Below are 22,425 nucleotides of genomic sequence, written 5' to 3'. Positions count from 1 at the left end.
CGCGGCGCGGGGCCCGGCGGTGCCGGCGGGCGGGCCGCGCTCCCGTTACGGGCGGCCCGCGGCCGGGCTCAGACGCGTTCCTCGACGTAGGCCGGGCCGGTGGCGCCGGAGCGGCGGCACTCCAGGGCGGCGGTCAGCCGGCGCAGCCGGACCGGGGGCAGCAGGGCGGCGGCCTCGGCCTCGTGGACGAACCGCCAGCCGCGGAGTTCGTCCTCGGGCAGCCGTATTCGGGCGATTTGCCCGGGGCTGAGGACGCCTCCGTCGAACAGCAGGCGCACCCCGCCGGGGCCGGCGGCGGAGCGGCCCTCCCAGTGGACGGCGAGGGGGCGCAGCGGGCCGGTCAGCCGCAGGCCGAGTTCCTCGCGCACCTCGCGGAGGGCGGCCTGGGCCGGGGGTTCGCCGGGTTCGGCCATGCCGCCGGGGAACTCCCAGCCGGCCTTGTAGGTCGGATCGACCAGCAGCACGCGCCCCTCCTCGTCGAAGAAGAGCACGCCGGAGGCGATGGTGGCGGCGGTGGGGCGGGGGGTGTGCACGATGGTGCACCGTCCCGGTCCGGCCCGGACGGCGTCCCACACCCGGCGGGCGACCTGTCCGGGGGTGAGCCCGGCGGTGTCCACCAGGTGGGCGTCCTTGGCCAGCCAGGGCAGCGCCTCGCGGTAGGCCGAGAGGTGGGCGAGGCGGTGGTTGAGCGCTTCCGTGTCGATGCGGTCGCCGCGTATCCGCTGCCGAATGATCGTTTCTTCGGCATCCAGCACGATGTGGTGGACGGTCAGCCCGCGGGCCGCGAGGTTGCCGAAGATCTCGTCGCGGTACTCCTGGCGCAGCAGCGTCATCGGCACCAGGACGGTGCGCGGCGGGGGCGTTCCGCCCCGGGGGCTCCGCACGGCCGCCCGTCCGCCGGTCGCCGTGGTGGTGGTGCCGCGTGCGGCGCCGGCTCCGACGGCGGTGACCGTGGCGAGCGCCCCGGGCGCATGGGTCGCCGTGCCGCCCTCCGCCCCCAGGGCCGCGCCGGCGAGCACCCGGTCGGCGCGGCCGTCGCCGCCCATGTCGTACCGGCAGTCGGCGCCGCAGCGGGCGGCGTCGGCGAGCGCGTCCTGCTGGGCGGCCCCGCCGTCTCCCGCGTCGCCGGCGCGCGGGGCGGCGTCACACGCTCCGTCCGTGCAGTACTCCCCCGTGGCCTCCTCCCCGTGGGTCTCGGCCAGTGTGAGCGCCGTCATCCGCCGCCACTGCGGCAGGTCCTGGTAGTCCGTGACGCCCCGGAGGCGTTCGGTCGGCAGCAGTCGGCGCAGCCAGGCGCCGATCTCCTCCGGGTCGAACACGCTGCTGCCGGGCATCAGGTCGGTGAGGTGTCGAACCACGGTGCTCTTGCCCACGCCGAAGGCGCCATTGATCCAGACGATCACAGCTCCCCCTCCCTTTCGTCCTAGGGCTGCCCCTCCAGCATGGTGGCCTGTGCGGAGCATCCCCCCGCGGGACACGCCGATCGCTCACGTGCCGGTTCAGGGGCCACAGCGTCACATGCCCTCCGGGCGGCACCGCCTACCGTGCCGGGGGCGCCCGACAGGGGGCATACGGTGGCACGGAGCGGACGAACAGGCGTGCGGGCAGCGCGGGTGGCGTGCGTGACGCAGACGCGCGCCCCTCCTTACCGCCTCACCCGCGACGCCCGACCTGTCAGATGTCCGCACGATCGATCGTTCAGTTTTCTGCTACGGTGACGGCACGCCAGAAACCGAGCATCCTTGAACGCTCTCGAACGCTTCGGAGTCACGAATGACCACTATCGCGGCGGAATATGGCCACATACGTCCGGTGGAGATCCACTTCGACGATCTCGACGCCATGGGCATGCTGCACAACGCGCGCTACGCCGTCCTGGTGGAGCGTGCCGTCACGGCGTACTGGGTGGAGCAGGGGTGGTCCTTCGACCCGGCGCGGTCACGCTTCGTGGACATCTTCCCGGCCGTGCGCGAGTTCCAGATCACCTTCCACCTGCCCGTCCTCGGCGTGGGCCGGGCCAACGTGCACTTCTGGATCGAGCACCTCGGCCGCACCAGCCTGGTCTACGGCTTCCGCCTGCTCTCCGACGACCTCGCCGTCGTCCACGCCGAAGGCCGCCGGGTCAACGTCAACCTCGACCCGAAGACGCTGCGCCCCGCCCCGCTGAGCGAGCCGCTGCGTGCCGCGGCGGCCCCCCTGCTGCGGCTCGCCGAACCCGTCGCCGACTGACCCACCGGGCCCCCGAGGGGCGGACGACCACCGCGGGGACGGCAACACCACCGACGCCCGGTGCGCGTGCCCGGTCGGCCCCCGGTCGGGCCGCGGTCGGCCCTGGTCAGCCCCGGCCAGCCCTGGTCAGCCCGCGGTCAGCCCCGGTCGGCCCCGTGCGGGACGGGGCCGACCGCGGGCGGGGCCGGGCCGCCCGGCGCCTCAGAGCGACAGCTCGACCGCCGCGGCGGCGGCCGCGCCGATCAGGCCGGCGTCGCCACCGAGCGTCGCCGGCACGACGTTCACGCCGCGGGCGAAGGAGAGCGTGGCGTAGTCGTCGAGATGACGCCGGACCGGCTCGAACAGCACCTCGCCGGCCGCCGCCACTCCCCCGCCGATCACCGCCACCCGGATCTCCACCAGGGTGGCGGTGGCCGCGATCGCGCCCGCCAGGGCCCGTCCCGCCCGGTCGAACGCGGCCAGGGCCACCGGTTCGCCGCGGCGCGCGTCCTGCGCCACCGCCGCCGCCGAGGCGTCCTCGCCGGCCGGGCGCCAGCCGTTCTCCCGCGCCCAGCGGGCGATCGACGTGCCCGAGGCGAGCTGCTCCACGCAGCCGGTGCCGCCGCAGACGCACGGCTCGCCGTCGAAGTCCACGGTGATGTGCCCGAGGTGCCCGGCGTTGCCGGTGCGGCCGGGCAGCAGCCGGCCGCCCAGCACCAGTCCGCCGCCCACGCCGGTGGAGACCACGAAGCACAGGGCGTCGTCCTCTCCCCGTGCGGCCCCCCAGCGGTGCTCGGCCGCCGTCATCGCCACCCCGTCCCCGGTCAGCACGGTCGGCAGGCCGCCGGCCAGCTCGGCGATCCGCGGGGCCAGCGGGAAACCGCGCCAGGCGGGGACGTTGACCGGGCTCACCGTGCCGTGCACCGCGTCGATGGGACCGGCGCTGCCGACGCCGACCGCCCGTACCCGCGACCACTGCGGGGCGGCGGTCAGCTCCGCCACGACCTCCGCCACCGAGGCCATGATCGTCTCGGCGTCCGCACGGGCCGGCGTCGGCCGCCGGCACCGGGCGTACACCTGGCCGGAGCCGTCCACCAGCGCGCCGGCGATCTTGGTCCCGCCGAAGTCCACGGCGGCGACCAGGTCACCGCCGGCCGCCGTCCACTCGGACCGCTCGACGGGCGCCCCGCCGGTCGTCGCGTCGCCCGCCGCCACGCCGCCAGGCCGGCCGTCGCGCTCCTCGCCGACCAGTGCCGATCCGTGGGTCCACGACCCGCTCCCCGTGCTCATCCGGGCTGTCTCCGTTCTGGCCACCGCGGCCGTGCACCGCCACTCCGGTTTTGACAACGTTATCAGGACGATAGTGTCAGGGGCCCGGGGTTCGGAACTCCCTCGCTTCCGAGGTCTTCGGCCCTCCTCCAGTCCGCCCAGCCTCCCGCCCGATGCCGGCGGGACCGCGACCCCCAGGAGTGCGATAACCCGTGCCCATCGACCCGCACGAGCAGGACGGCTCCGGCACCGTCAGCCGGCCGACGATGAAGGACGTCGCGCTCCACGCCGGGGTGGGCCTGAAGACCGTCTCCCGCGTGGTCAACGACGAGCCCGGGGTGACCGAGGCGACCGCCGCCCGGGTCCGCAGCGCCATCACCGCCCTGGGCTTCCGCCGCAACGACAGCGCCCGCATCCTGCGCAAGCGCCGGACCCAGAGCATCGGACTGGTCGTGGAGGACATCGGCGACCCCTTCTACGCCCAGCTGCACCGCGCCGTCGAGGAGGAGGCACACGCCCGGGGCCACCTGCTCTTCGCCGGCTCCAGCTCCGAGGAGCCGGAGCGCGAACGGGAACTCGCCCTCGCCTTCTGCGCCCGGCGGGTGGACGGCCTGATCGTGGTGCCGGCCGGGACCGACCACCGGTACCTGCTGCCGGAGATCACCGCCGGTGTCGCCACGACCTTCGTGGACCGCCCGGCCGGAGGCATCGAGTCGGACGCCGTCGTCACCGCCAACACCGAGGGCGCCCGGCTGGGCGTGGCGCACCTGGTGGCGGGCGGCCACCGGCGGATCGGCTTCGTCGGCGACCGCTCCGGCATCTACACGGCCGAGCGCCGGCTCGCCGGCTACCGGGCGGCCATGGCGGAGGCCGGGCTGCCGGTGGACGAGCGGTGGATCTGCCCGGGGCCGATCGAACCCGGGCGCGTGGCGGCCGACGTGCGACGGCTGCTGGCCGGGCCGGACCCGGTGACCGCCCTGTTCAGCGGCAACAACCGCGCCACGGTGCAGGTGCTGCGCGCCCTGGGCGACCAGCGCGACCGGATCGCCCTGGTCGGCTTCGACGACCTGGAGTTCGCCGAGCTGCTCCGGCCCGCGGTCACGGTCGTCGCCCAGGACGTCGCCGGACTCGGCCGGACCGCCGCCCAGCTGCTGTTCCGCCGCCTGGACGGGAGCGCCGGACCGCCGCGCGACGTGGAGCTGCCCACCCGGCTGATCCCCCGCGGCTCCGGCGAACTGCCCCCGGCGGCGAGCTGAGAGAAGGCGGAACGTCGGGGGAACGGCCGGGCGGAAGGGCCGACGCGGCGCCAGCCCGGGGGCGCCGAGGAGCGGGGCCGACGCGGCGGGTGGGAAGTTGTCCACAGGCCCGAACGGGTGACTGTTGCCGGCCGATCACCGCGTGGGATTCTGGAATCGGGGGTCCCCAGGGGGCGCCGGGCGCTGTGCTGCGCGCGGACCGGCCGTGACGTGCCGGTAGGCGGGAGGGGCGGGCCCGGTCACCCGCCCGGGCTCTTGTCGGGCACCCGGACGGCGAGCAGGGCGATGTCGTCCTCACCGCGGTCGGCGAACGGGACGCGTTCGAGCAGCAGGTCGCACAGGTCGTTCAGGGGGTGCCGGGCCAGCTCGGCGGCCTGCCGCCGGAGCCGGACCAGCCCGTCGTCGATGGAGCGCCCGGGGGATTCGATCAGCCCGTCGGTGTAGAGGACCAGGGTGGATCGCGGCGGCAGCGGGATGACGGCGTCGCCGTGCGGCAGGTCGGTCCCGGTGCCGAGCAGGATGCCGTGCCCGGCCTCCAGGAAGCGAGACCGTCCGTCGTGGCCGACCAGGAGCGGCGGCGGGTGGCCCGCGTTGGTCCAGCGCAGTCGCCACCGGCCGGCGCCGTGGTCCTCCACCCGGGCGAAGACCATGGTGGCCATGGAGGCCTCCGGCACCTGCGTCACCGCCCGGCCCAGCATGTCGACGATCACGCTGGGCGGCTCGGTGTGGGACAGCGCGTAGGCGCGGAGCATGTTGCGGACCTGGGCCATGCCGGCGGCGGCGTCGAGGTCGTGGCCGACCACGTCGCCGATGACCAGGGCGGTCGCCCCGTCGGGGAGGGCGAAGGCGTCGTACCAGTCGCCGCCGACCTGTGAGGCGTGCGGGGCGGGCGCGTAGCGGGCGGCCATCTCCAGGCCCGGTACGTGCGGCAGTTGCGGCAGCAGGTGGCGCTGCATGGTCTCGGCGACCCGCCGCTGCCGCTGGTACAGGCGGGCGTTGCCGAGCGCGAGCCCGGCCCGGTGGGCGATGTCGTCGAGCAGGGAGAGTTCGGCGGCGGTGAACGCCGCGGGACGGTCGGAACGGCCCAGCGTCAGGGCGCCGAGCACCTCCCGCAGGCCGTGGATCGGCGCGATGGCCGCCGAGTGGATGCCGGTCACCCGGAACAGCTCCCGCTGCGCCACCGGGATGCCCGCTTCCACGGGCCCCTGGTAGTCCTGCGGGCGGGCCAGCGCCGACGCCGCGCCGCGCAGCGCCCGGGCCAGGGGCATCACGGAATCCTGCGGGATCGGCGGCAACGGCCCCTGGAGGTCCTCCCGGGGCACCAGCGCGCCGTCCTGGTGGTGCACCACGGCGGTGCGCCACACCTCGCCGCTCTCGGTGATCAGGTCCACCACGGCCCAGTCCGCCAGCCGGGGCACCACGATCCTCACCAGCCGGCGCAGCGCCTCCTCGACGTCCAGCGTGGAGGTGAGCCGGGTGGTGGTCTCGGCGAGCAGGGCGAGGCGGTCGAGCTCGGACAACGGGGCGGCCGGATCGCCCTCCTCCGACGCGAGGGCCTCGTCGGGGGTGGCCTCGTGGAACAGCACGATCGCGCCCGTCGCGTCCTCGCCGATCCGGTAGGGGGTGACCAGCCAGGACATCCGCAGCAGGGAGCCGTCCCCGCGCTCGAACCACTCCCGCTGCCCCTGGGCGGTCCGGCCTTCCAGGAACGCCGGCCGCATCACGCAGCGGGCCCGGGGCACGGTCTGCCCACGGGCGTCCCGGTGCAGCAGGTCGTGGGCGTCACGACCGAGCAGGTCCTCGGCGGACCGGGCGAGCAGCGCCTCCGCCCGGGGGTTCGCGGCGATGATCAGCCCTTGCTCGTCCACCAGGTACAGGCCCGCGTCGGAGACGTCGGGCAGCTCCAGGAGCGGGCCTCCCGCCGCACCCGTGGGACGCCGCCCCGTGTGCCCGCCGGCCCCGTGGACGGTCATTCCCGCACCTCCTCGGCCCCGCCTCCCGCCCCGCGCTTCCATCCTCCAGCCACACCGCGCGTCTCCATCGTGACCGCTGTCTCCCGGTGGCGCCAATCCCCGCCCGCGTCCGGGTGCACTCGCGCCGCCGGGGGCAGTGCGGGGCCGTGCGCGGGCCGCCCGGGAGCCGTTCGCGGGTGGTGCGGGCGGTGCGGACGGGGCGCGGTGTCAGTGCCGACCGGCAGAATCGGAGGCATGGACGTGCGTGTGGACGGGCGTGGGGGCGGCGGGGCGGAGGCGGACGCCTCGGCCGAGGTGATCCTGGCCGGGCTCCGGCGGATCTGCCTGGCGCTGCCGGAGACCAGCGAGCGGGTCAGTCACGGGTCGCCGGCGTTCTTCGTCCGGGGCAAGCGGATCCTGGCCTACTTCGCCGACGACCCGTCCGACCTCGCCCTGTGGTGCCCGGCGCCGCCGGGCGTGCAGGAGAGCATGGTCGGGGAGGAGCCGGACCGCTTCTTCGTGCCGCCCTACGTCGGTCAGCACGGGTGGCTCGGGGTCCGGCTGAGCGACGAGCTGGACTGGGACGAACTGGCGGCGATCATCGAGGAGGCGTACCGGACGATGGCGCCGCGCCGGCTGGTGGCGCGGCTCGACGCGGAGCGCGGGGGCGCGTAGGGCGCGGCCGGCCGGGGACGGGCGCCCGGCCGCGCCGGCACACCCCCGCGGGCTCACTCCACCACGCCGTCGATCTCCAGCGTCTGCACCGAGCCGGCGGCGAAGCGCACGGAGACCGTCTTGCCGCTCACCGAGGTGTCGGTGTAGCCGGTGTAGAGGTCGCCGCCGCCCGAGGTGAGGGTGGCCCAGCGCCGCACCCGCCCCTGGCTGTCGCCGGTCACCTGGCCGAAGCGGCTGAGGTCGAAGGTCAGCGTCTGCGCCGCGCCGGGGTTCACGGCGACGATCACCAGCCGCCGGGCGGCCGGGTCGTAGGCGGCCACCGAGTTGCCCGCCAGGGTGGCCAGGATCCGCATGCCGGGCCTGATGTGCCGGGTGAACTGCGCGAGGACGTAGTACTTGGTCTGCACGGCGCCCGCCTGGAGGGTGTTCGGGTCGTAGTGGATCAGCGACCAGCCGGGGCTGGGGTCCATCACCTGCCAGTAGCACCAGGCGGTCGGGTGCAGCCAGCGGAAGTCCAGGCAGAGGTTGGTGGCCATGGACAGCCCGGTGGCGTCGTCCTGGCCGGTCTCGGAGTTCCACAGCCCCTTCCCGGCCCCGGTGACCTCCTGGTGGAGCAGGTCGCGGCGCCCGCCGGCCCCCTGGTAGCCGTGCACGTTGACCCGGGCGACCAGGGCGCGGGTCGGCGCGTCGAAGGAGGCCCAGGTGGTGCGGGCGAGGTCGTAGCTGGTCTCGTCCGAGGCGGCGATGGGGGTGCCGGCCAGTCCACGCCGGTCGAGTTCGGCGCGCAGGTGGCCGAGCACGGTGCGCTGGACGGCGGCGTCGATGTGGCAGCCCTCCTGGCGGCCGTCGGCGACCCACCAGGTGGAGGAGGGCTCGTTGAACGGCTCGACCGAGACGAACCGCACCCCCCAGCTGTCATGGGCATGACGAGCAGTGGTGGCCAGGTAGGCGGCGAACTGGCGGTAGTTCCACGGCTGGAGGTTGTTCCCGCCGTCGGCCGCCCCCGAGGGGTTGTGGTTCAGGCACATCCACCACATCGGCGAGTTGGAGAACAGCTCGGCCATCGCGCCGCGCTGGTGCGCCTTGAGCAGCGCCGCCCGCTGCACCCGGTCGGCGTTCCAGTTCCACGCCGAGGAGGCGGGGTCCTCGCTGCGCCAGTCCTGCCAGTAGCCCTCGATCTGCTTGAACCGCGGGATGTTGGGCGAGGCCACCATGGTCTCGCCGTTCACGCTGTTCCAGCTGCACGCCCCGAGGTTGTAGCGGGCGATGTTCAGCCCGAGGCCCGGCAGGGTGCGCCCGCCGTAGGAGACGGGCCGCGTGGTGAAGAACAGGTCGGCGAAGTCGTCGCGTTCGCCGAACACGTTCGCCCACCAGGCGAGTGAGGTGCCCCAGCCCTCCCACGCCCCGTACTCGGTGCCCGGGTCGATGCCGACCACGGTGTCCGCCCGCGCGGTGCCGGTCGCGAGCGCGCCGCCGACCAGTGTCGCCCCGGCGGCCGTGAGCAGTGTCCTGCGCCTCACATCACCCTCCCATCGGCGGTGTCCCCTGACGAGAGTCGGGCGCTCCTGACGGTTTGTCGAGAGGGATGACGACGGTTCCTGAGAGGTTCTGTGGCGACCTGGGGTTTTCTGTTCGCTCCTGCGGGATGCTGCGGCTCCCATCGGCTTCCGGCGCGTTCTCGCGCCGTTCGCGCGGCCTTCCGACGCGCACCGACCGAAGGGGCGCGGGGTCCGGCCGGACGCCATGCCGTCCGGCCGGACCCCGCGCGGTGAGGGCGACCGCCCGCCCTCCGTGATGGATCCGTGGGCCCGTGAGGCTTGGGCCCTTGGGGCCTGGGCCCGTGGGCCCGTCGCGCCGTCAGCCCTTGCGGCGCTTGATCTCCTCGGTGAGCTGGGGGACGACCTGGAAGAGGTCGCCGACCACACCGAAGTCGGCCAGCTCGAAGATCGGCGCCTCCTCGTCCTTGTTCACCGCCACGATGGTCTTGGAGGTCTGCATGCCGGCGCGGTGCTGGATGGCGCCGGAGATGCCCACCGCGACGTAGAGCTGCGGGGCGACGGACTTGCCGGTCTGGCCGACCTGCTGGCTGTTGGGGTACCAGCCGGCGTCCACCGCGGCGCGGGAGGCGCCGACGGCCGCACCGAGGGAGTCCGCGAGGGCCTCGATCAGCGCGAAGTTCTCCGCGCCACCGACACCGCGGCCGCCGGAGACCACGATGGCGGCCTCGGTCAGCTCCGGGCGGCCGGTGGTGGCGCGCGGGGTGCGGGAGGTCACCTTCGTGCCGGTGGCCGCCGCGGAGAAGGACACGGTGGCCGGGACCACCGAGGCGGTGGTGGGCGCCGGCTCCGGGGCGACGGCGTTGGGCTTGACGGTGATCACCGGGGTGCCCTTGGTGACGCGGGAGGTGGTGGTCCACTCGGCGGCGAACACCGACTGGGTCGTCACCGGGCCCTCGTCGCCGGCGCGCACGTCGACGGCGTCGGTGATCAGGCCGGCCTCCAGGCGCAGGGCGAGCCGCGCCGCGATCTCCTTGCCCTCGGCGGAGGACGGCACCAGGATCGCCGCCGGCTCCACCTGACGGGCGATCTGCTCCAGGGCGTCCACCTTGGGCACGACGTGGTACTGCTCGAACTCCGGGGCGTCCACGGCGTGCACGGTCGCGGCGCCGTACTCGCCGAGGACCGCGGCGGCGGCCTCGGCACCGGGCCCGAGGTGGACGGCGACCGGCTGGCCGAGACGGCGGGCCAGGGTCAGCAGTTCGAGGGTGGGCTTGCGCACGCTGCCCTCAGCGTGGTCGACGAGGACGAGGACGTCACCCATGGCTGTGCTCTCCTGATGTTGGTGGGGCGTGGGGGCTTCGAGGGAGGGATCGGGCTCAGACGAACTTCTGGCTCGCCAGGAAGTCGGCGAGCTGCACCCCGCCCTCGCCCTCGTCGGTGACGACCTTGCCCGCCTGGCGCGGCGGACGGGCGGTGACGTCGTCCACGGCGGTCCAGGCGCCGTCCAGGCCGAACTCGTCGCCGTCCAGGCCCAGGTCGTCCAGGTCGAGCTCCTCGACCGGCTTCTTCTTCGCCGCCATGATGCTCTTGAAGGAGGGGTAACGGGCCTCGCCGGACTGGTCGGTGACCGAGACGACGGCCGGGAGGGAGGCCGACAGCTCCTCCGTGGCGGCGTCGCCGTCCCGCCGGCCGGTGACCACGCCGTCGGCCACCGCGACCTCGGAGAGCAGGGTGACCTGCGGGACGCCGAGGCGCTCGGCGAGCAGCGCCGGCAGGACGCCCATGCCACCGTCGGTCGAGGACATGCCGCACAGCACCAGGTCGTAGCCGATGTGCTCGATGGCCTTGGCGAGCACCTTGGAGGTGCCCATGACGTCGGTGCCGTGCAGGTCGTCGTCGCTCACGTGCACGCCGCGGTCGGCGCCCATCTGCAGGGCGCGCCGCACGGCGTCCTCGGCGTCGTCCGGTCCCATGGTCAGCGCGATGACCTCGCTGTCACCGGCCGCCTCGGCGATGCGCAGCGCCTGCTCCACCGCGTACTCGTCCAGCTCGGAGAGCAGACCGTCGACCTCCTCGCGGTCGGTGGTGCGGTCGTCGGCGAAACCGCGCTCGCCCGAGGCGTCCGGGACGTACTTCACGCAGACAACGATCTTCACGGGCGGTCTCCTGTACTGGTCACGTTCGAATCAACCATGCTCGTCGCGCACATGCCTCGTACGCCCACCGGCAGCCTAGTTCTCCGGCGCCGGCGCACCAGGGCGGTGACACGGGCGGCTGGTCTGAGGGCCGCACGGCCTCGCACAGAGAATGTTACCCATGGGTAAGAACAAGAATTCAAGCCCTTCCCGGACAACTTCGGCGGACGCGGTGACGCCCGTGGCCGGCCGCCGCGAAGGGCGGCCGGCCACGGGCGCCTGCCGGGGAGCCGCGACGGACCGCGGCGGCCGGGTTCAGCGACCGGCCTCGCCGGCGTGCGCCATCTCCTCGGCCAGCGCCGCAGCGAAGGCGTCCACGTCCTCCGCCGTGGTGTCGAAGGAGGTCATCCAGCGCACCTCGCCGGTCGCCTCGTCCCAGGTGTAGAAGCGGAACCGCTTCTGCAGCCGCTCGGTGACGTCCCTGGGCAGCAGCGCGAAGACGGCGTTGGCCTGCACCGGCCGCACCACCCGTACCCCGGGGACCTCCCGCACCGCCGCCTCCAGCCGCCGCGCCATCGCGTTGGCGTGCCGGGCGTTGCGCAGCCACAGGTCGCCCGCGAGCAGCGCCTCGAACTGCACGGAGAGGAACCGCTGCTTGGAGGCGAGCTGCATCGCCGCCTTGCGCAGGTAGGGCAGCCCGCGCACGGCGTCCGGGTTGAGCACCACGACGGCCTCGCCGAGCATCATGCCGTTCTTGGTGCCGCCGAAGGAGAGCACGTCCACCCCGACGTCCGTGGTGAACGCGCGCAGCGGGAGGTCCAGCGTGGCGGCGGCGTTGGCGATCCTGGCCCCGTCCAGGTGCACCTTCAGGCCGTGCTGGTGGGCGTGCTCGGTCAGCGCGGCGATCTCCTCCGGGGTGTAGCAGGTGCCGAGCTCGGTGGACTGGGTGATCGAGACGACGCCCGGCTGGGCCCGGTGCTGGTCGCCGAAGCCCCACGCCTCCCGGTCGATCAGCTCACGGGTCAGCTTGCCCTCCTCGGCGGGCACGGGCAGCAGCTTCAGCCCGGCCACCTTCTCCGGCGCCCCGCACTCGTCCACGTGGACGTGCGCGGAGTCGGCGACGACGACCGCGCCCCACCGCTCGCTCATCGCCTGGAGCGCCACGACGTTGGCGCCGGTGCCGTTGAGCACCGGGTACGCGGTGGCCTGCGGGCCGAAGTGGGCGCGGAACACCTCCTGGAGGTGCTCGGTGTAGGCGTCCTCGCCGTAGGAGGTCTGGTGCCCGCCGTTGGCCTCGGCGAGGGCGGCCAGGATCTCCGGATGGATGCCGGCGTAGTTGTCGCTGGCGAAGCCGCGGCGCTCCGGGTCGTGGCGGCGACGGGCGTCGGTGCTCGGCGTGGGCGTTGCGGCCGGGGTGGCGGCGGAGCCGGTCATCGGGTGGTGTTCCGTTCCTTCATGGGTGGTGGGGTGGCGGTCGTGGGGCGTGCCGGCCGGTCGGGTAGGCCGTGGCGGGGTGCCGGTCGTGGCGGGTCAGGCCGCGGAGGGCCGGCTCCGCGTTTCCGGGGCGTCGGCGGTGATGCCCCGGGTCGAGGAGATCACGTCCTTCAGCTTCTTGTGCAGCGTCTCGTAGAACATGCTCAGCGGGAACTCGTCCGGGAGCACGGCGTCGACCAGGCCGCGCGGCGGGCCGTCCACCGGCAGGGCGTCCACGCCCCTGGCCCAGCGCGAGGCCGGGTGCGGCGCGAGGTACTCGGAGACCATGCGGTGGGCGGCGATCCAGTGCACCACCTTCGGCCGGTCGATGCCCTCCCGGTAGAGCGTCTCGATGCGCTCCAGCAGGGCGACGACGGCGCCGGGCAGCGCCTCCCAGTCCACCCACAGCCGGTTGTCGGTCCACCGCAGCACGTCGGAGCGGTGCAGGTGGGCGAAGAGCAGCTGCCCGCCGAGGCCGTCGTAGTTGCGGACCCGGCTGCCGGTCACCGGGAAGCGGAAGAGCCGGTCGAAGAAGACCGCGTACTGCACGGACCGGCCGTGCGGCTCGCCCTCGGCCTCCAGCCGGACGGCCTCCCGGAAGGCGGTGAGGTCGCAGCGCAGTTCCTCCAGGGCGTACATCCAGAACGGGTTGCGCTGCTTGATCATGAAGGGGTCGAACGGCAGGTCGCCGTGGCTGTGGGTGCGGTCGTGCACGAGGTCCCACAGCACGAAGGTCTCCAGGGCGTGCCGCTGGTCGGTGAGCAGCCGGCGGGCCTCCTCGGGCATGGGGTGGAGGCCGAGCAGGTCGACCGCGGCGCTGGAGACCCGGCGGAAGCGCACGGCCTCGCGGTCGCAGAAGATGCCGCCCCAGGAGTAGCGGCCGGGCACCTCGCGGACCGAGACGGTCTCCGGGAAGAGCACGGCGGAGTCGGTGTCGTAGCCGGCGGTGAAGTCCACGAAGCTGATCGGCACGAACATCGGGTTGTCGTACCGGTCCGCCTCCAGCCTCGCCAGCCACTCCGGCCACACCACCCGCACCAACAGCGCTTCGAGGTTGCGGTTGGGATTGCCGTTCTGCGTGTACATGGGGAAGACGACGAGGTGTTCCCGGCCGTCCCGGCGGTCCCGCGAGGGCTGGAAGGCGAGCAGGGAGTCGAGGAAGTCGGGGACGCCGAAGCCGTCCCGGCCCCACCGCTCCAGGTCGGCGACGAGGGCGTCGAGGTAGGCGGCGTCGTGCGGGAAGAGCGGGGCGAGCTCACCGACCGAGGCCACCACCTCGGCGAGCGCGGCGCGGGCCACGGCGTGCGGCGCGCCGACCTCCGCGCGGCCGGCCTGGGCGGGGCCGGTCTCGGCGCGATCTTCGACTCGGTCTTCGGCGGGGCTCTCGACGCGGCCCTCGGCACGGCCTTCGGCGGGGCCCTCGGCGGGGATCGAGCCGTCCCGGGCCTGGAGGGGGCGGATCGTCTCGACGGCGGTCTTCAGCCGGCTCCACGCCGGATGGTCGAGCGCCCCGGTGGCGGTGCTGACCGGAGTCGAAACATCGAGCTTCGGGAGATTTTTCATCGCTAGACCGCCTTCACAGAAGAATCTAACCTGCAAGGCCACCCTAGGGCGATGATTTCATCAGCGACAAGACGGCGCCGCACGGCCGCACCCATTGGGGTGACCCCCGCCCGGACCGCGGCCGAGTGACCGGATCCGAGTGGAGTACGTCACTCGCCGTCCCAGCACCGAGACGGCCCGGCGACTTTGCCCTACGCTGACGCCCACTAGGGCGCGCGCCGGGGAGTTGCTCGGCGACGTTCCCTGGCCCTCGGCCGCCCGTCCGGCCGGGCCACCCCCTTCCGTGCGGCGTCGCAGGATGGAGTGCCGTCGCGCGGTGCCACCCCTGCCCTGAACCCAGGTCACCGACCAGGTCACCGAGTTGCCGCGAGGTTCGCCGTTGACCACTCCCCTCATGCTGGTCGTCTTCGGCGGCCTGCTGGCCGCCGCCGGCCCCCGTCTGCTGCTGCGCGCCCGGTGGACCGTCAGGGAGCCCATCGTCGGCCTGTGGGTGTGGCAGTGCCTGGTGGTGGCCGTGCTCACCGCCTTCACCCTCGCCCTGCTGCTGACCACCGCCGCCGCCTGGGAGCCGCTGCGCGAACGCCTCTTCACCGGCGCGCCCAGCGAGGTGCCGCAGGCATACGACCTGGAGGGCTGGCACCCGTGGAGCGCGGTCTGCGCCGGGGCCCTCGCCCTGGCCGGGGCCCACGTGCTGCTCAGCCTCGGCCGGCAGATCCTGATCGCGCGGGCCACCCGCCGCCGGCGCCGCCGCGAACTGCTCGGCGCCGCCCCGCTGATGCCCGGTGAGACGCCCCCGCGCCGACGGCGCCTGGTGGTCCGTGAGGACCCCCGCCCCGAGGCCTGGTCACTGCCGGGCCTGGCGGACTGCCTGGTGGTCTCCACGGGCGCCCTGCGCCGCCTGACGCCCGAGGAGCTGGAGGCCGTGCGGACCCACGAGCACAACCACTCCCGCTACCGCCACCACTGGCTGCTCCAGTCCGCCTGGGCGCTCTCCGCCGCCTTCCCCCGGGTCCCCGTCTTCGCGGCCTTCGCCGAGCAGGTGCACACCCTGGTCGAGATGGCCGCCGACGACGCCGCCTCCCGCCGCCACGGCCGCCTGTCCACCGCGCTCGCCCTCATCGGCCTCAACGAGCGCCGCTCCCCCGGCCACCGCCGCCTCGCCTTCGGCGAGACCGCCCGCCGCGCCGACCGCCTCCTCCTCGGCCCCGACCGCCTCCCGCCCTCCGCCCGCCTCGGCGTGACGGTCACCGCCCTGGCCGTCCCCCTCCTCCCCGTCCTCCTGGCCGCCGCCCCGGGCCTGTCCGTGCTGTGACGCGCCACGCAAAGCCCTGCCAGGCATCACCTGGCAGGCTTCAGGGTTCGCTACTGCCTACCTTGCTTCGATCATCTCCCGGGCGACCTCCATCAGCGCGACCATCAACGCTGCCGGGACGTCACCGAACTGCGGATCGATACTCAGCACAGCCGAAGGCCAGCCGCCCCCTTCAGGAACAACGACCGCAGCGAAAGAATTCGACGTCCGATCACCGCCGAAGCGAAACTCGATCACTCGCTCCGCCGCAGTCACGTCCTCAAAATCCACCACTTCGATTTCGTGCTCACCGAACTTCACAGTACGCATCTCGCCCCCTCACCTCAGTCCAAGAACCCGGAGAATCTGCCGTCAGTGCCGAACCTGGCCCCGAGCCCGTTCGGAAGGCGGATGTCGATGACGCCTTGCCACTGGCCGCCGATCCGTCCCCGGCCACGCGTCTCGACAGCCCCCGGATGGGTGAGAATCTCATCGAGCACATCCTGACCAGTTGCATTCCAAGCCTGAGGATTCTGCCTTCCAGATGGCGTAGGCCAACCATTCGGGTTCCCGTTGCGCCCCGCGTGCTTCTGGAGGGCGCGCCCAGCCAGGGTGTACTGCCCTCGCTGATCCGACGGGTCAATCCACGCCCCCGACTCTGAAGCGAAGTCAAGATCGAGAGAGCAGTTGCTGTTGTGAACGAGTACCGGCGTTTCGTCCGCCAGCACATAGTACGTGTGGAGGTCGGAGACGGTGAGGTTGTGGACGCGGAGGGTGGCGGAGTACCAGGTCAGGGAGGCGACGGTGACCGTGGTGCCGTCGGCGGTGGTGAGGGTGTCGCCCGGGTTGAGGTCGTCGGCGTCGGTCCACCGTTTCGTGTTCTCGACCCAGAAGGGGTGGTTGTCCGTGGCGGTGAGGGTGGCGGTCTCACCGCCCGCCTCGCCGTCGGTGTCCACCACCAGGTCCACCAGGTGCTTGACGCCCTCCCCCACGATCAGGTCGGTGACCGTCTCCGCCTCGGTCCGGCCCGTGGCCGGATCAGTCGCCAGGACCCGGTCCCCCACCTCCACATCCGCGATGGCCTTGCGGGTGCCGTCGGCCATCAGGACGGGGGTGTCCGGGGTGAAGCTGTTGTCGACGCAACTGCCCCGGGACGCCGACGTGGCCTGTGCGCCGCCCGCCCGGTCCTCCATCGGGGTGCACACCCCGACGCCCGTGCCGGTCGGGTTGCAGTACACCTCGCCCGTCGCCGGGTCCAGCAGGTGGCCGCCGCCGGTGCACTGGAAGCCGACCACCGCCGTGCAGGAGCCGGCGTTGTCGAAGGTGTCCGGTGGGACAGTGCCGCCGCGCTGCAGGCCGAGACAGTCGACGATGCTGCCGCCACCCCCGCACACCCCGGACGGGCTCGCCGACTCCGGGGTCAACGGCGCACCCGGGTCGACCGGATCCACCGATGGTGAGGTGATCGGATTCGACAGGTCGATCAACAGCTGGGCGGTGATCTGGTAGTGGTGCGTCCAGGAGGTGCCGGAGATCCGGGAGTTCCACGAGCCGTCCGACCAGTACGTCCACAGGTAGTGCGTGGTGAAGGTGTAGTCGTCGGTGCGGTTGTACAGGTAGGTGTCGTCCCACCAACTGCTCTGCGTGCTCCACGCGTTGGTGCTGTTGGTGGTCTTGGTGCCAGTGATGTAGGGGGCCGGTGGGGTGGGCGGGGTGGCCGGCTTGGGCGGTCGGGCTTCCGGGCGGGCGGCGTCCGGGGCGCGCCGAACGGCGGTGTCCGTCGCGGTGGTGGACCCGCCAGGTCGGACGCTGCTGTTGCCGGTGGGCCGTTCGACCCGCGACAGGCTGCCGTCCTGGTTGACGATGTAGTAGAGGAGTCCAACGGCGTCCGCGACGGCGATCACGGTGCCCACGACCGGCACCGCGCGCAGCCCCAGCCGGGCGGCCCAGCCCGCTCCTACGCGGAGGGCGCCGCCCCAGTTGACGCCCTTCGCCGCGCGGCCGACATCGTCGACCGCCCCGTCGACGAAGTCGCCCACGCCTCGGAAGACGTCGTCCAAGCGGTTGGAGTCCCAGATGTCGCGGAACGCCTGGTCGACGTCGTCCAGGATGCCGAGGAAGTGACCGCTGGGGTCCCAGTGGCTGGTGGGGTTGGCGCCGCCGTAGCCGTAGAGGTTGGTCGAGGTGGCGTCGGTGAAGGGGACGGCGGCGGTGTCCGCGGAGGCGAAGGTGCCGGTGCCAGGGGTGTACCAGCGGGCCTGGGCGTTCACCCGACCGGTGCTGGGGTCGGTCCACGAGCCCTGGAAGCCGAGGTTGGCGCCGGTGCCGGTGCTGGCGGTGACCGCGCCGTAGGGGTCGTAGTCGCGGGAGGCCACCGTCACCACAGCGCGGGGCGGAGGGCTTTCGATCCGTGATCGGCCCATGAGATCCTGAAAATAGGGGGACCCCCCGAAGCATGCGGGGACATATCCGTAATAAGCTGGCATGTCCGCGACCTCCCCAAGGCGTCCGATCCCTGCGTGAACCAGCGAGCATCCGCCCTTCGATCCCGGGAAATTCATGGCCGCTCAGAAGATGCCGAAGAACCGGTCCCACCAACTAGGCTCCCCGGAGCCGTGGAAACGCAGGAGGGTGGCTCCGTCATAGGGGGTCATAAGCAGCTCTTCCGGAACCGCGACATACCCCGATGCAGCAAGGACTTCCTCTACCTTCTCCAGGTCACTCGCGTCGAGTTCACCTTCTGCACGCGCCTGGTCCGTCCCCAGAAAGGCGCCAGGGTTGTCGGCCGCCACCATGGTCAGGGGCGCGAACTTGCTCACCAGGACAACCGATCCTGGTCCCGCACACTGTGGCTTCCCCCGGCACCTCGACCCGGCCGTACTCGGCGGAGTCCTGGGTGTCTCGTTCGCTCTCACAACGCGTCGAGAAACGGGAGCCAAGCTGTGCGACCAGGCGGTCGAATGAAGCTGCGGCCTCGGCTGCACTGTAGCCGGCTGGAAATTCTGGCCATTCGGGATCATCCAGACGGCGCAACATTTCCATCAGATTCGCATCCCTGTCCATGATCCTCCAGTCACCGAGGGTGCTGCACCCAGATGGCGTGAGAGTCCATTCTTCACTGCGGGATGCCGCGTGCGCCGCCTGTTGGTCCGTATCCGGGTCTACCGGTGCGAAGTCGGCGGGAGCCCCGATGTGTCACCAAGGGCGACGGAACGGGCGCGGCCGGCGGTGCCCGTTCCGACGCCCCGGCCCGGTCAGAGGTGGATGGGCTCCAGGTGGGTGACCGGGAGGACCTGGGTGGACAGGCCGGCGGCGCGGACGGCGGCGCGGAGCTCGTCAACCACCTCGTGGCGGACGGTGTCGGGCAGTCGGGACGAGCCGAAGGGGGTGCGCATGTCGTCGTGGTGGCTCGGCAGCAGGTAGCGGGGCTCGCCGAGGGCCCGCAGCAGGCGGCCGAGGTAGTCGTGCACCCGGGAGTGGTCGGTCATGGAGACCATCACCACGTCCGGCCGCAGGCCGGCGAGTTCCCGCGCGGCGAAGTTGGTGCCGCCGAACATCAGCACCTTCAGCCGGCCGGGGACGGTCACCTGGTAGGCGAGGGTGCCGCCCTCCAGCAGGTCGTGGATGGTGGCCGGCGGACGCTCCGGAGGGGCGGTCAGCGTGCCGGGGGCGAAGACGCCGTAGCCGGACCGCTGGCTGTGCAGGCTGCGGATCACCTCCACGCTGTAGGCGCCGTCGCCGAAGCTGAGGTGCTCCCCGCCGGTCGCGGTGATCACGCTGCGGGTGACGCCCATCGCGGTGAGCAGGTGGCGGTGCGTCTCGGTGCCGATCACGTGGATCGTGCGGTCCCGCCACGCCGGGCGGTCCAGCAGGTACGGCACGTCGGCCATGTGGTCGTAGTGGCCGTGGCTGATCATGATCAGCTCCGGTGCGGTGCCGGCCAGTCGTCCGGTGGCGAGCAGTTCCTCGATGACCTCGGGGTGGAGGTCGAGCGGGCCGCCGGGCACCGTGTCGTCGAACCGGCTGAAGTACGGGTCGAAGTAGAGCACCCGCCCGTCGAAGGCCAGCTCCCAGCCGGCCACCCCGAGCCAGCGCAGCGTCACCCCGGCCCGGCCGTCCGTCCCCCGCCCGATCCGGGTCGCGGCGGCGGCCGGGGTCGCCGGGGCCGCGGCGGCCGGGCGGGCCGCGGCGAGTCCGGCCGCGACGCCGGCCACCCCGGCGCCGCTCAGCAGCGTCGTCCGCACCATGCCGCGCCGGCTGACCGCCGCGGCGTCCTGACCGCCCCCGTGTGCCTCACACATCACGCGTCTCCGCTCCAGTCGTCGCGACCGAGCCGTCTCGGTCGGCGTGACGGAAGCACAGCAGAGGGGCGCCGGGCCTGTCCAAGATCGATATGGCGATCAGCGCCATATCGATATGCATATCACCGCACGTCAGTGCGTGTGCACCGGTGCGCTCAGGCCCGCCAGGGAGAGCATGAGTTCCTTGATTTCGGTGGCGTGGTAGTGGTCGCGGGTGGGGGTGGGGTCGGTGCAGAGGAGGACGGGGCCGTCGTCGGGGTGGGTGGGCAGCAGGCCGTGGGTGCCGCGGACGGGGCTGGGGTCGAGGGGCACGACGTTCATGGTGTAGCGCAGGCCGAGGCGTTTGCGGAGCAGGGCGGTGGCGGCGCGTATCCGTACGTAGGGGTCGGTGGGGTTCATGAAGAGTTCGGCGGGGTCGTAGCCGGGTTTGCGGTGGATTTCGACGAGGCGGGCGTAGTCGGGGGCGTGGGTGTCGTCGAGCCAGTAGTAGTAGGTGAACCAGGCGTCGGGTTCGGCGAGGGCGATGAGGTCGCCGGCGCGTTCGTGGTTGAGGTGGTGTGTGGTTTTGCCGGTGTCGTCGAGGAGGTGGGCGATGCCGTCGAGTTCGGCGAGGGCGGCGCGGACGCGGGGGTGGTCGTGGGGGTCGCGGATGTAGATGTGGGCGATCTGGTGGTCGGCGACGGCGAAGGCGCGGGAGGTCCAGGGGTCGAGGTATTCCATGCCTTGCTGGGTGTGGACGTGGAGGAGGCCGGCGCGGCGTAGGGCGCGGTTGATGTCGATGGGGCGGCGGGCGTTGGTGATGCCGTATTCGGACAGGGCCAGGACGGTGGTGCCGGTGCGTCGGGCGTCGTCGAGGAGGGGGCCGAGGACGGTGTCGAGTTCGGTGGCGGCGTGGGTGGCGGTGGGGTGGTCGGGGCCGTGGCGTTGGAGGTCGTAGTCGAGGTGGGGGAGGTAGGCCAGGGTGAGGTCGGGGCGTTCGCGGAGCATGAGACGGCGGGTGGCTTCGGTGATCCAGGCGCTGGAGGTGATGGAGGCGGTGGGGCCCCAGTACTGGAAGAGGGGGAAGGGGCCGAGTTCGTGGGTGAGGGTGTCGTGGAGGTGGGGTGGGTGGGTGTAGCAGTCGGGGTCTTTGCGGCCGTCGGCGTGGTAGACGGGGCGTGGGGTGATGGTGTAGTCGACGTCGGCGCCCATGGCGTACCACCAGCAGATGTTGGCGACGCGGTAGCCGGGGTGGCGGGTGCGGGCGGTCTGCCAGACTTTCTCGCCGCTGACCAGGGCGTTGTGTTGGCGCCACAGGAGGACCTCGCCGAGGTCGCGGAAGTACCAGCCGTTGCCCACGATCCCGTGTTCGTCGGGCATCGCGCCGGTGAGCAGGGTGGACTGCACCGTGCAGGTGACGGCGGGCAGCACCGTGTCCAGGCGGGCCTGGAAGCCGGACTCGGCGATGCGGCGCAGGTTGGGCATGTGGGGCAGCAGGCGGGGGGTCAGCCCGACGACGTCGAGGACCAGCAGCGGGGTGGGACGGTCAGTCATCGCGTGGGCTCCGGGGTGCTGGGGATCTCGGCGGTGGTGGATTCACCGGTGGCCGTGGCACTCGCTGGTGTCAGGCCGAGGGTGAGCAGGGTCCGGCGGGTCCAGTCGAGTTCGGCGGCGATGTCGGTGGCGAGGTCGCGGTCGCGGTGGCGGGTGGTGCCGGCCACGCCGTCCGGCAGGGCGGTCCAGGTGTAGGTCTCGACCTCGACGTGGTCGGTGAGGGCCCGCCGGCCACCGAACAGCGCATCCAGGGTGTCGAGCAGGGCGGGGCGGGTGGTGGTCAGCGGTGGTGGCGGGTCGGCGTGCAGGGGGACGTGGAAGTGCACCCGCCAGGGGTTGCGGGCGGGCAGGCCCCCCGGCCACTCCAGCGCCTCCGGGAGATCGTCGACGGCCAACGGCGGCACACCCAGGTGGCCGCCGGCGGCCTCACGGACCTGGTGGAGGTAGCGCGGCTCCACCCATTCGACGGCGGCCCGGCGGTGCTCCGGGTCGGCCGGACGCGGCACCACCATGGCGCAGGACGCCTGCGTCTTGACCACCGGGACGCCTGCGGCGGCCAGCCGGTCCAGGGCCGTGCCGGGCTCCTCGTGAGCGACGGCGAGGTGGCAGGCGTCCAGACAGACGCCGATCCGCCGCGGGTCGGTGCCGGCCAGGTGGCGGACGGCCTGCTCGATGGTCTCCACCACGCAACCGGGCTCCGGCTCCAGGCCGACCCGTATGGTGCGGCCGGTGCGGGCCTCGATGTCGGCCAGGGCGTGGCCGAGCGCGCGCAGCCGCTCGGTGGCCTGGGCGGCGCGGGCGCGGTCCCAGGGGGTGCGCCAGGCAAGCGGCAGGGTCGAGACGCTGCCGCGGGCGGCGTCGTCGGGGAGCAGACCGGCCAACACGGCGGCCAGGTCGGCGGTGTAGCGGGCGCGGTCGGGGGTGGTCCAGTCGGGGTGGTAGACCCGGCCCTTGACGATCGGGTCGCCGAAGCCGCGGTAGGGGAAGCCGTTGAGGGTGACGGTCTCCAGCCCGCGCGCGGTCAGCTCGGCGCGCAGTCGCCGCACCGCGGCCGCATCGGCCGCCAGGTGCGCGGCGACGGGCGCCGGCAACCACAACCCGACCCCGAGACGGCCACCGCCCAGGCGTTCGTCACCGAGCAGGGCGGCGGCCGGCACGGCGTGCCGATCGAGCCGGTCCAGCAGATCAGGCAGGGTCTCGGCGGGGTGCACGTTGGTGCAGTAGGCCAGGTGCACGGTGGTGCCATCACGGTGCCGCAGACGCATGACCA

General features: G+C 73.1%; 18 protein-coding genes. 4 read left to right on the top strand and 14 right to left on the bottom strand.

The window, feature by feature from the left end:
* Positions 1 to 68: 68 nt before the first annotated feature.
* Positions 69 to 1,403: an NUDIX domain-containing protein gene (locus tag FHU37_RS22010; protein WP_312892717.1), complete on the bottom strand. Its 1,335-nt coding sequence runs from the start codon at positions 1,401 to 1,403 to the stop codon at positions 69 to 71.
* Positions 1,404 to 1,773: 370 nt separating this feature from the next.
* Between FHU37_RS22010 and FHU37_RS22005 the strand changes: the two genes are divergently transcribed.
* Complete coding sequence (locus tag FHU37_RS22005; protein WP_179815834.1) at positions 1,774 to 2,229, top strand: acyl-CoA thioesterase; 456 nt, start codon at positions 1,774 to 1,776, stop codon at positions 2,227 to 2,229.
* 201 nt (positions 2,230 to 2,430) lie between these two features.
* Here the strand turns inward: FHU37_RS22005 and FHU37_RS22000 are convergent, their stop codons facing one another.
* Positions 2,431 to 3,498, bottom strand: a complete 1,068-nt coding sequence (locus FHU37_RS22000) for an ROK family protein (RefSeq protein ID WP_179815833.1) — start codon at positions 3,496 to 3,498, stop codon at positions 2,431 to 2,433.
* A 245-nt stretch (positions 3,499 to 3,743) separates the two neighbouring features.
* Here FHU37_RS22000 and FHU37_RS21995 point away from each other — a divergent pair, with 245 nt between their 5' ends.
* Entirely contained in the window at positions 3,744 to 4,733 is a 990-nt protein-coding gene (locus FHU37_RS21995) for a LacI family DNA-binding transcriptional regulator (RefSeq protein ID WP_179816477.1), read from the top strand.
* 239 nt (positions 4,734 to 4,972) lie between these two features.
* Here the strand turns inward: FHU37_RS21995 and FHU37_RS21990 are convergent, their stop codons facing one another.
* Positions 4,973 to 6,706, bottom strand: a complete 1,734-nt coding sequence (locus tag FHU37_RS21990; protein ID WP_179815832.1) for a SpoIIE family protein phosphatase — start codon at positions 6,704 to 6,706, stop codon at positions 4,973 to 4,975.
* A gap of 234 nt (positions 6,707 to 6,940) precedes the next feature.
* On the opposite strand from FHU37_RS21990, the gene FHU37_RS21985 reads away from it, so the two are divergent.
* Positions 6,941 to 7,360, top strand: coding sequence for an MmcQ/YjbR family DNA-binding protein (locus tag FHU37_RS21985; RefSeq protein WP_179815831.1), 420 nt, complete (start codon positions 6,941 to 6,943; stop codon positions 7,358 to 7,360).
* A 53-nt stretch (positions 7,361 to 7,413) separates the two neighbouring features.
* Here the strand turns inward: FHU37_RS21985 and FHU37_RS21980 are convergent, their stop codons facing one another.
* The 5 genes from FHU37_RS21980 to FHU37_RS21960 form a co-directional block, all read right to left on the bottom strand.
* The gene (locus tag FHU37_RS21980; RefSeq protein ID WP_312892716.1) at positions 7,414 to 8,880 is read right to left on the bottom strand and encodes a glycoside hydrolase; all 1,467 of its coding nucleotides are present in this window, start codon (positions 8,878 to 8,880) and stop codon (positions 7,414 to 7,416) included.
* Positions 8,881 to 9,217: 337 nt separating this feature from the next.
* Positions 9,218 to 10,180, bottom strand: a complete 963-nt coding sequence (locus FHU37_RS21975; protein ID WP_179815829.1) for an electron transfer flavoprotein subunit alpha/FixB family protein — start codon at positions 10,178 to 10,180, stop codon at positions 9,218 to 9,220.
* A gap of 55 nt (positions 10,181 to 10,235) precedes the next feature.
* Complete coding sequence (locus FHU37_RS21970; RefSeq protein ID WP_179816476.1) at positions 10,236 to 10,997, bottom strand: electron transfer flavoprotein subunit beta/FixA family protein; 762 nt, start codon at positions 10,995 to 10,997, stop codon at positions 10,236 to 10,238.
* Between the two features lie 312 nt (positions 10,998 to 11,309).
* Positions 11,310 to 12,428 carry a threonine aldolase family protein gene (locus FHU37_RS21965; RefSeq protein WP_179815828.1) on the bottom strand — a complete coding sequence of 373 codons (1,119 nt, stop codon included), beginning with the start codon at positions 12,426 to 12,428 and terminating at the stop codon, positions 11,310 to 11,312.
* Between the two features lie 96 nt (positions 12,429 to 12,524).
* Positions 12,525 to 14,030, bottom strand: coding sequence for a DUF6421 family protein (locus FHU37_RS21960; protein ID WP_179815827.1), 1,506 nt, complete (start codon positions 14,028 to 14,030; stop codon positions 12,525 to 12,527).
* 379 nt (positions 14,031 to 14,409) lie between these two features.
* Here FHU37_RS21960 and FHU37_RS21955 point away from each other — a divergent pair, with 379 nt between their 5' ends.
* Positions 14,410 to 15,342 carry a M56 family metallopeptidase gene (locus FHU37_RS21955; RefSeq protein WP_179815826.1) on the top strand — a complete coding sequence of 311 codons (933 nt, stop codon included), beginning with the start codon at positions 14,410 to 14,412 and terminating at the stop codon, positions 15,340 to 15,342.
* A 57-nt stretch (positions 15,343 to 15,399) separates the two neighbouring features.
* Here the strand turns inward: FHU37_RS21955 and FHU37_RS21950 are convergent, their stop codons facing one another.
* The 6 genes from FHU37_RS21950 to eboE all read right to left on the bottom strand — a co-directional run bounded on the left by FHU37_RS21950 (position 15,400) and on the right by eboE (position 22,420).
* Entirely contained in the window at positions 15,400 to 15,651 is a 252-nt protein-coding gene (locus tag FHU37_RS21950) for an immunoglobulin domain-containing protein (protein WP_179815825.1), read from the bottom strand.
* Positions 15,652 to 15,665: 14 nt separating this feature from the next.
* Entirely contained in the window at positions 15,666 to 17,705 is a 2,040-nt protein-coding gene (locus FHU37_RS21945; RefSeq protein WP_179815824.1) for a polymorphic toxin-type HINT domain-containing protein, read from the bottom strand.
* Positions 17,706 to 17,888: 183 nt separating this feature from the next.
* Entirely contained in the window at positions 17,889 to 18,140 is a 252-nt protein-coding gene (locus tag FHU37_RS28555; RefSeq protein WP_246450057.1) for a hypothetical protein, read from the bottom strand.
* A 435-nt stretch (positions 18,141 to 18,575) separates the two neighbouring features.
* On the bottom strand, positions 18,576 to 19,622 hold the full coding sequence (locus FHU37_RS21935) for an MBL fold metallo-hydrolase (RefSeq protein WP_179815823.1): 1,047 nt from the start codon (positions 19,620 to 19,622) through the stop codon (positions 18,576 to 18,578).
* A 132-nt stretch (positions 19,623 to 19,754) separates the two neighbouring features.
* Positions 19,755 to 21,155, bottom strand: a complete 1,401-nt coding sequence (locus tag FHU37_RS21930; protein WP_179815822.1) for an alkaline phosphatase family protein — start codon at positions 21,153 to 21,155, stop codon at positions 19,755 to 19,757.
* The gene (gene eboE, locus FHU37_RS21925) at positions 21,152 to 22,420 is read right to left on the bottom strand and encodes a metabolite traffic protein EboE (protein ID WP_179815821.1); all 1,269 of its coding nucleotides are present in this window, start codon (positions 22,418 to 22,420) and stop codon (positions 21,152 to 21,154) included. The genes FHU37_RS21930 and eboE overlap by 4 nt, the downstream gene beginning before the upstream one ends.
* Between the last annotated feature and the right edge of the window lie 5 nt (positions 22,421 to 22,425).

The organism is Allostreptomyces psammosilenae (genome assembly GCF_013407765.1).
Taxonomy (GTDB): Bacteria; Actinomycetota; Actinomycetes; order Streptomycetales; family Streptomycetaceae; genus Allostreptomyces; species Allostreptomyces psammosilenae.
This window is presented reverse-complemented; position numbering and strand designations above follow the sequence as displayed.

Bases quoted from the DNA above. Each gene is read 5' to 3' on its own strand.
- FHU37_RS22005 (WP_179815834.1), top strand. From the start codon at position 1,774: ATGACCACTATCGCGGCGGAATATGGCCACATACGTCCGGTGGAGATC.
- FHU37_RS22000 (WP_179815833.1), bottom strand. From the start codon at position 3,498: ATGAGCACGGGGAGCGGGTCGTGGACCCACGGATCGGCACTGGTCGGC.
- FHU37_RS21995 (WP_179816477.1), top strand. From the start codon at position 3,744: ATGAAGGACGTCGCGCTCCACGCCGGGGTGGGCCTGAAGACCGTCTCC.
- FHU37_RS21990 (WP_179815832.1), bottom strand. From the start codon at position 6,706: ATGACCGTCCACGGGGCCGGCGGGCACACGGGGCGGCGTCCCACGGGT.
- FHU37_RS21985 (WP_179815831.1), top strand. From the start codon at position 6,941: ATGGACGTGCGTGTGGACGGGCGTGGGGGCGGCGGGGCGGAGGCGGAC.
- FHU37_RS21975 (WP_179815829.1), bottom strand. From the start codon at position 10,180: ATGGGTGACGTCCTCGTCCTCGTCGACCACGCTGAGGGCAGCGTGCGC.
- FHU37_RS21965 (WP_179815828.1), bottom strand. From the start codon at position 12,428: ATGACCGGCTCCGCCGCCACCCCGGCCGCAACGCCCACGCCGAGCACC.
- FHU37_RS21960 (WP_179815827.1), bottom strand. From the start codon at position 14,030: ATGAAAAATCTCCCGAAGCTCGATGTTTCGACTCCGGTCAGCACCGCC.
- FHU37_RS21950 (WP_179815825.1), bottom strand. From the start codon at position 15,651: ATGCGTACTGTGAAGTTCGGTGAGCACGAAATCGAAGTGGTGGATTTT.
- FHU37_RS21935 (WP_179815823.1), bottom strand. From the start codon at position 19,622: ATGTGTGAGGCACACGGGGGCGGTCAGGACGCCGCGGCGGTCAGCCGG.
- FHU37_RS21930 (WP_179815822.1), bottom strand. From the start codon at position 21,155: ATGACTGACCGTCCCACCCCGCTGCTGGTCCTCGACGTCGTCGGGCTG.
- eboE (WP_179815821.1), bottom strand. From the start codon at position 22,420: ATGCGTCTGCGGCACCGTGATGGCACCACCGTGCACCTGGCCTACTGC.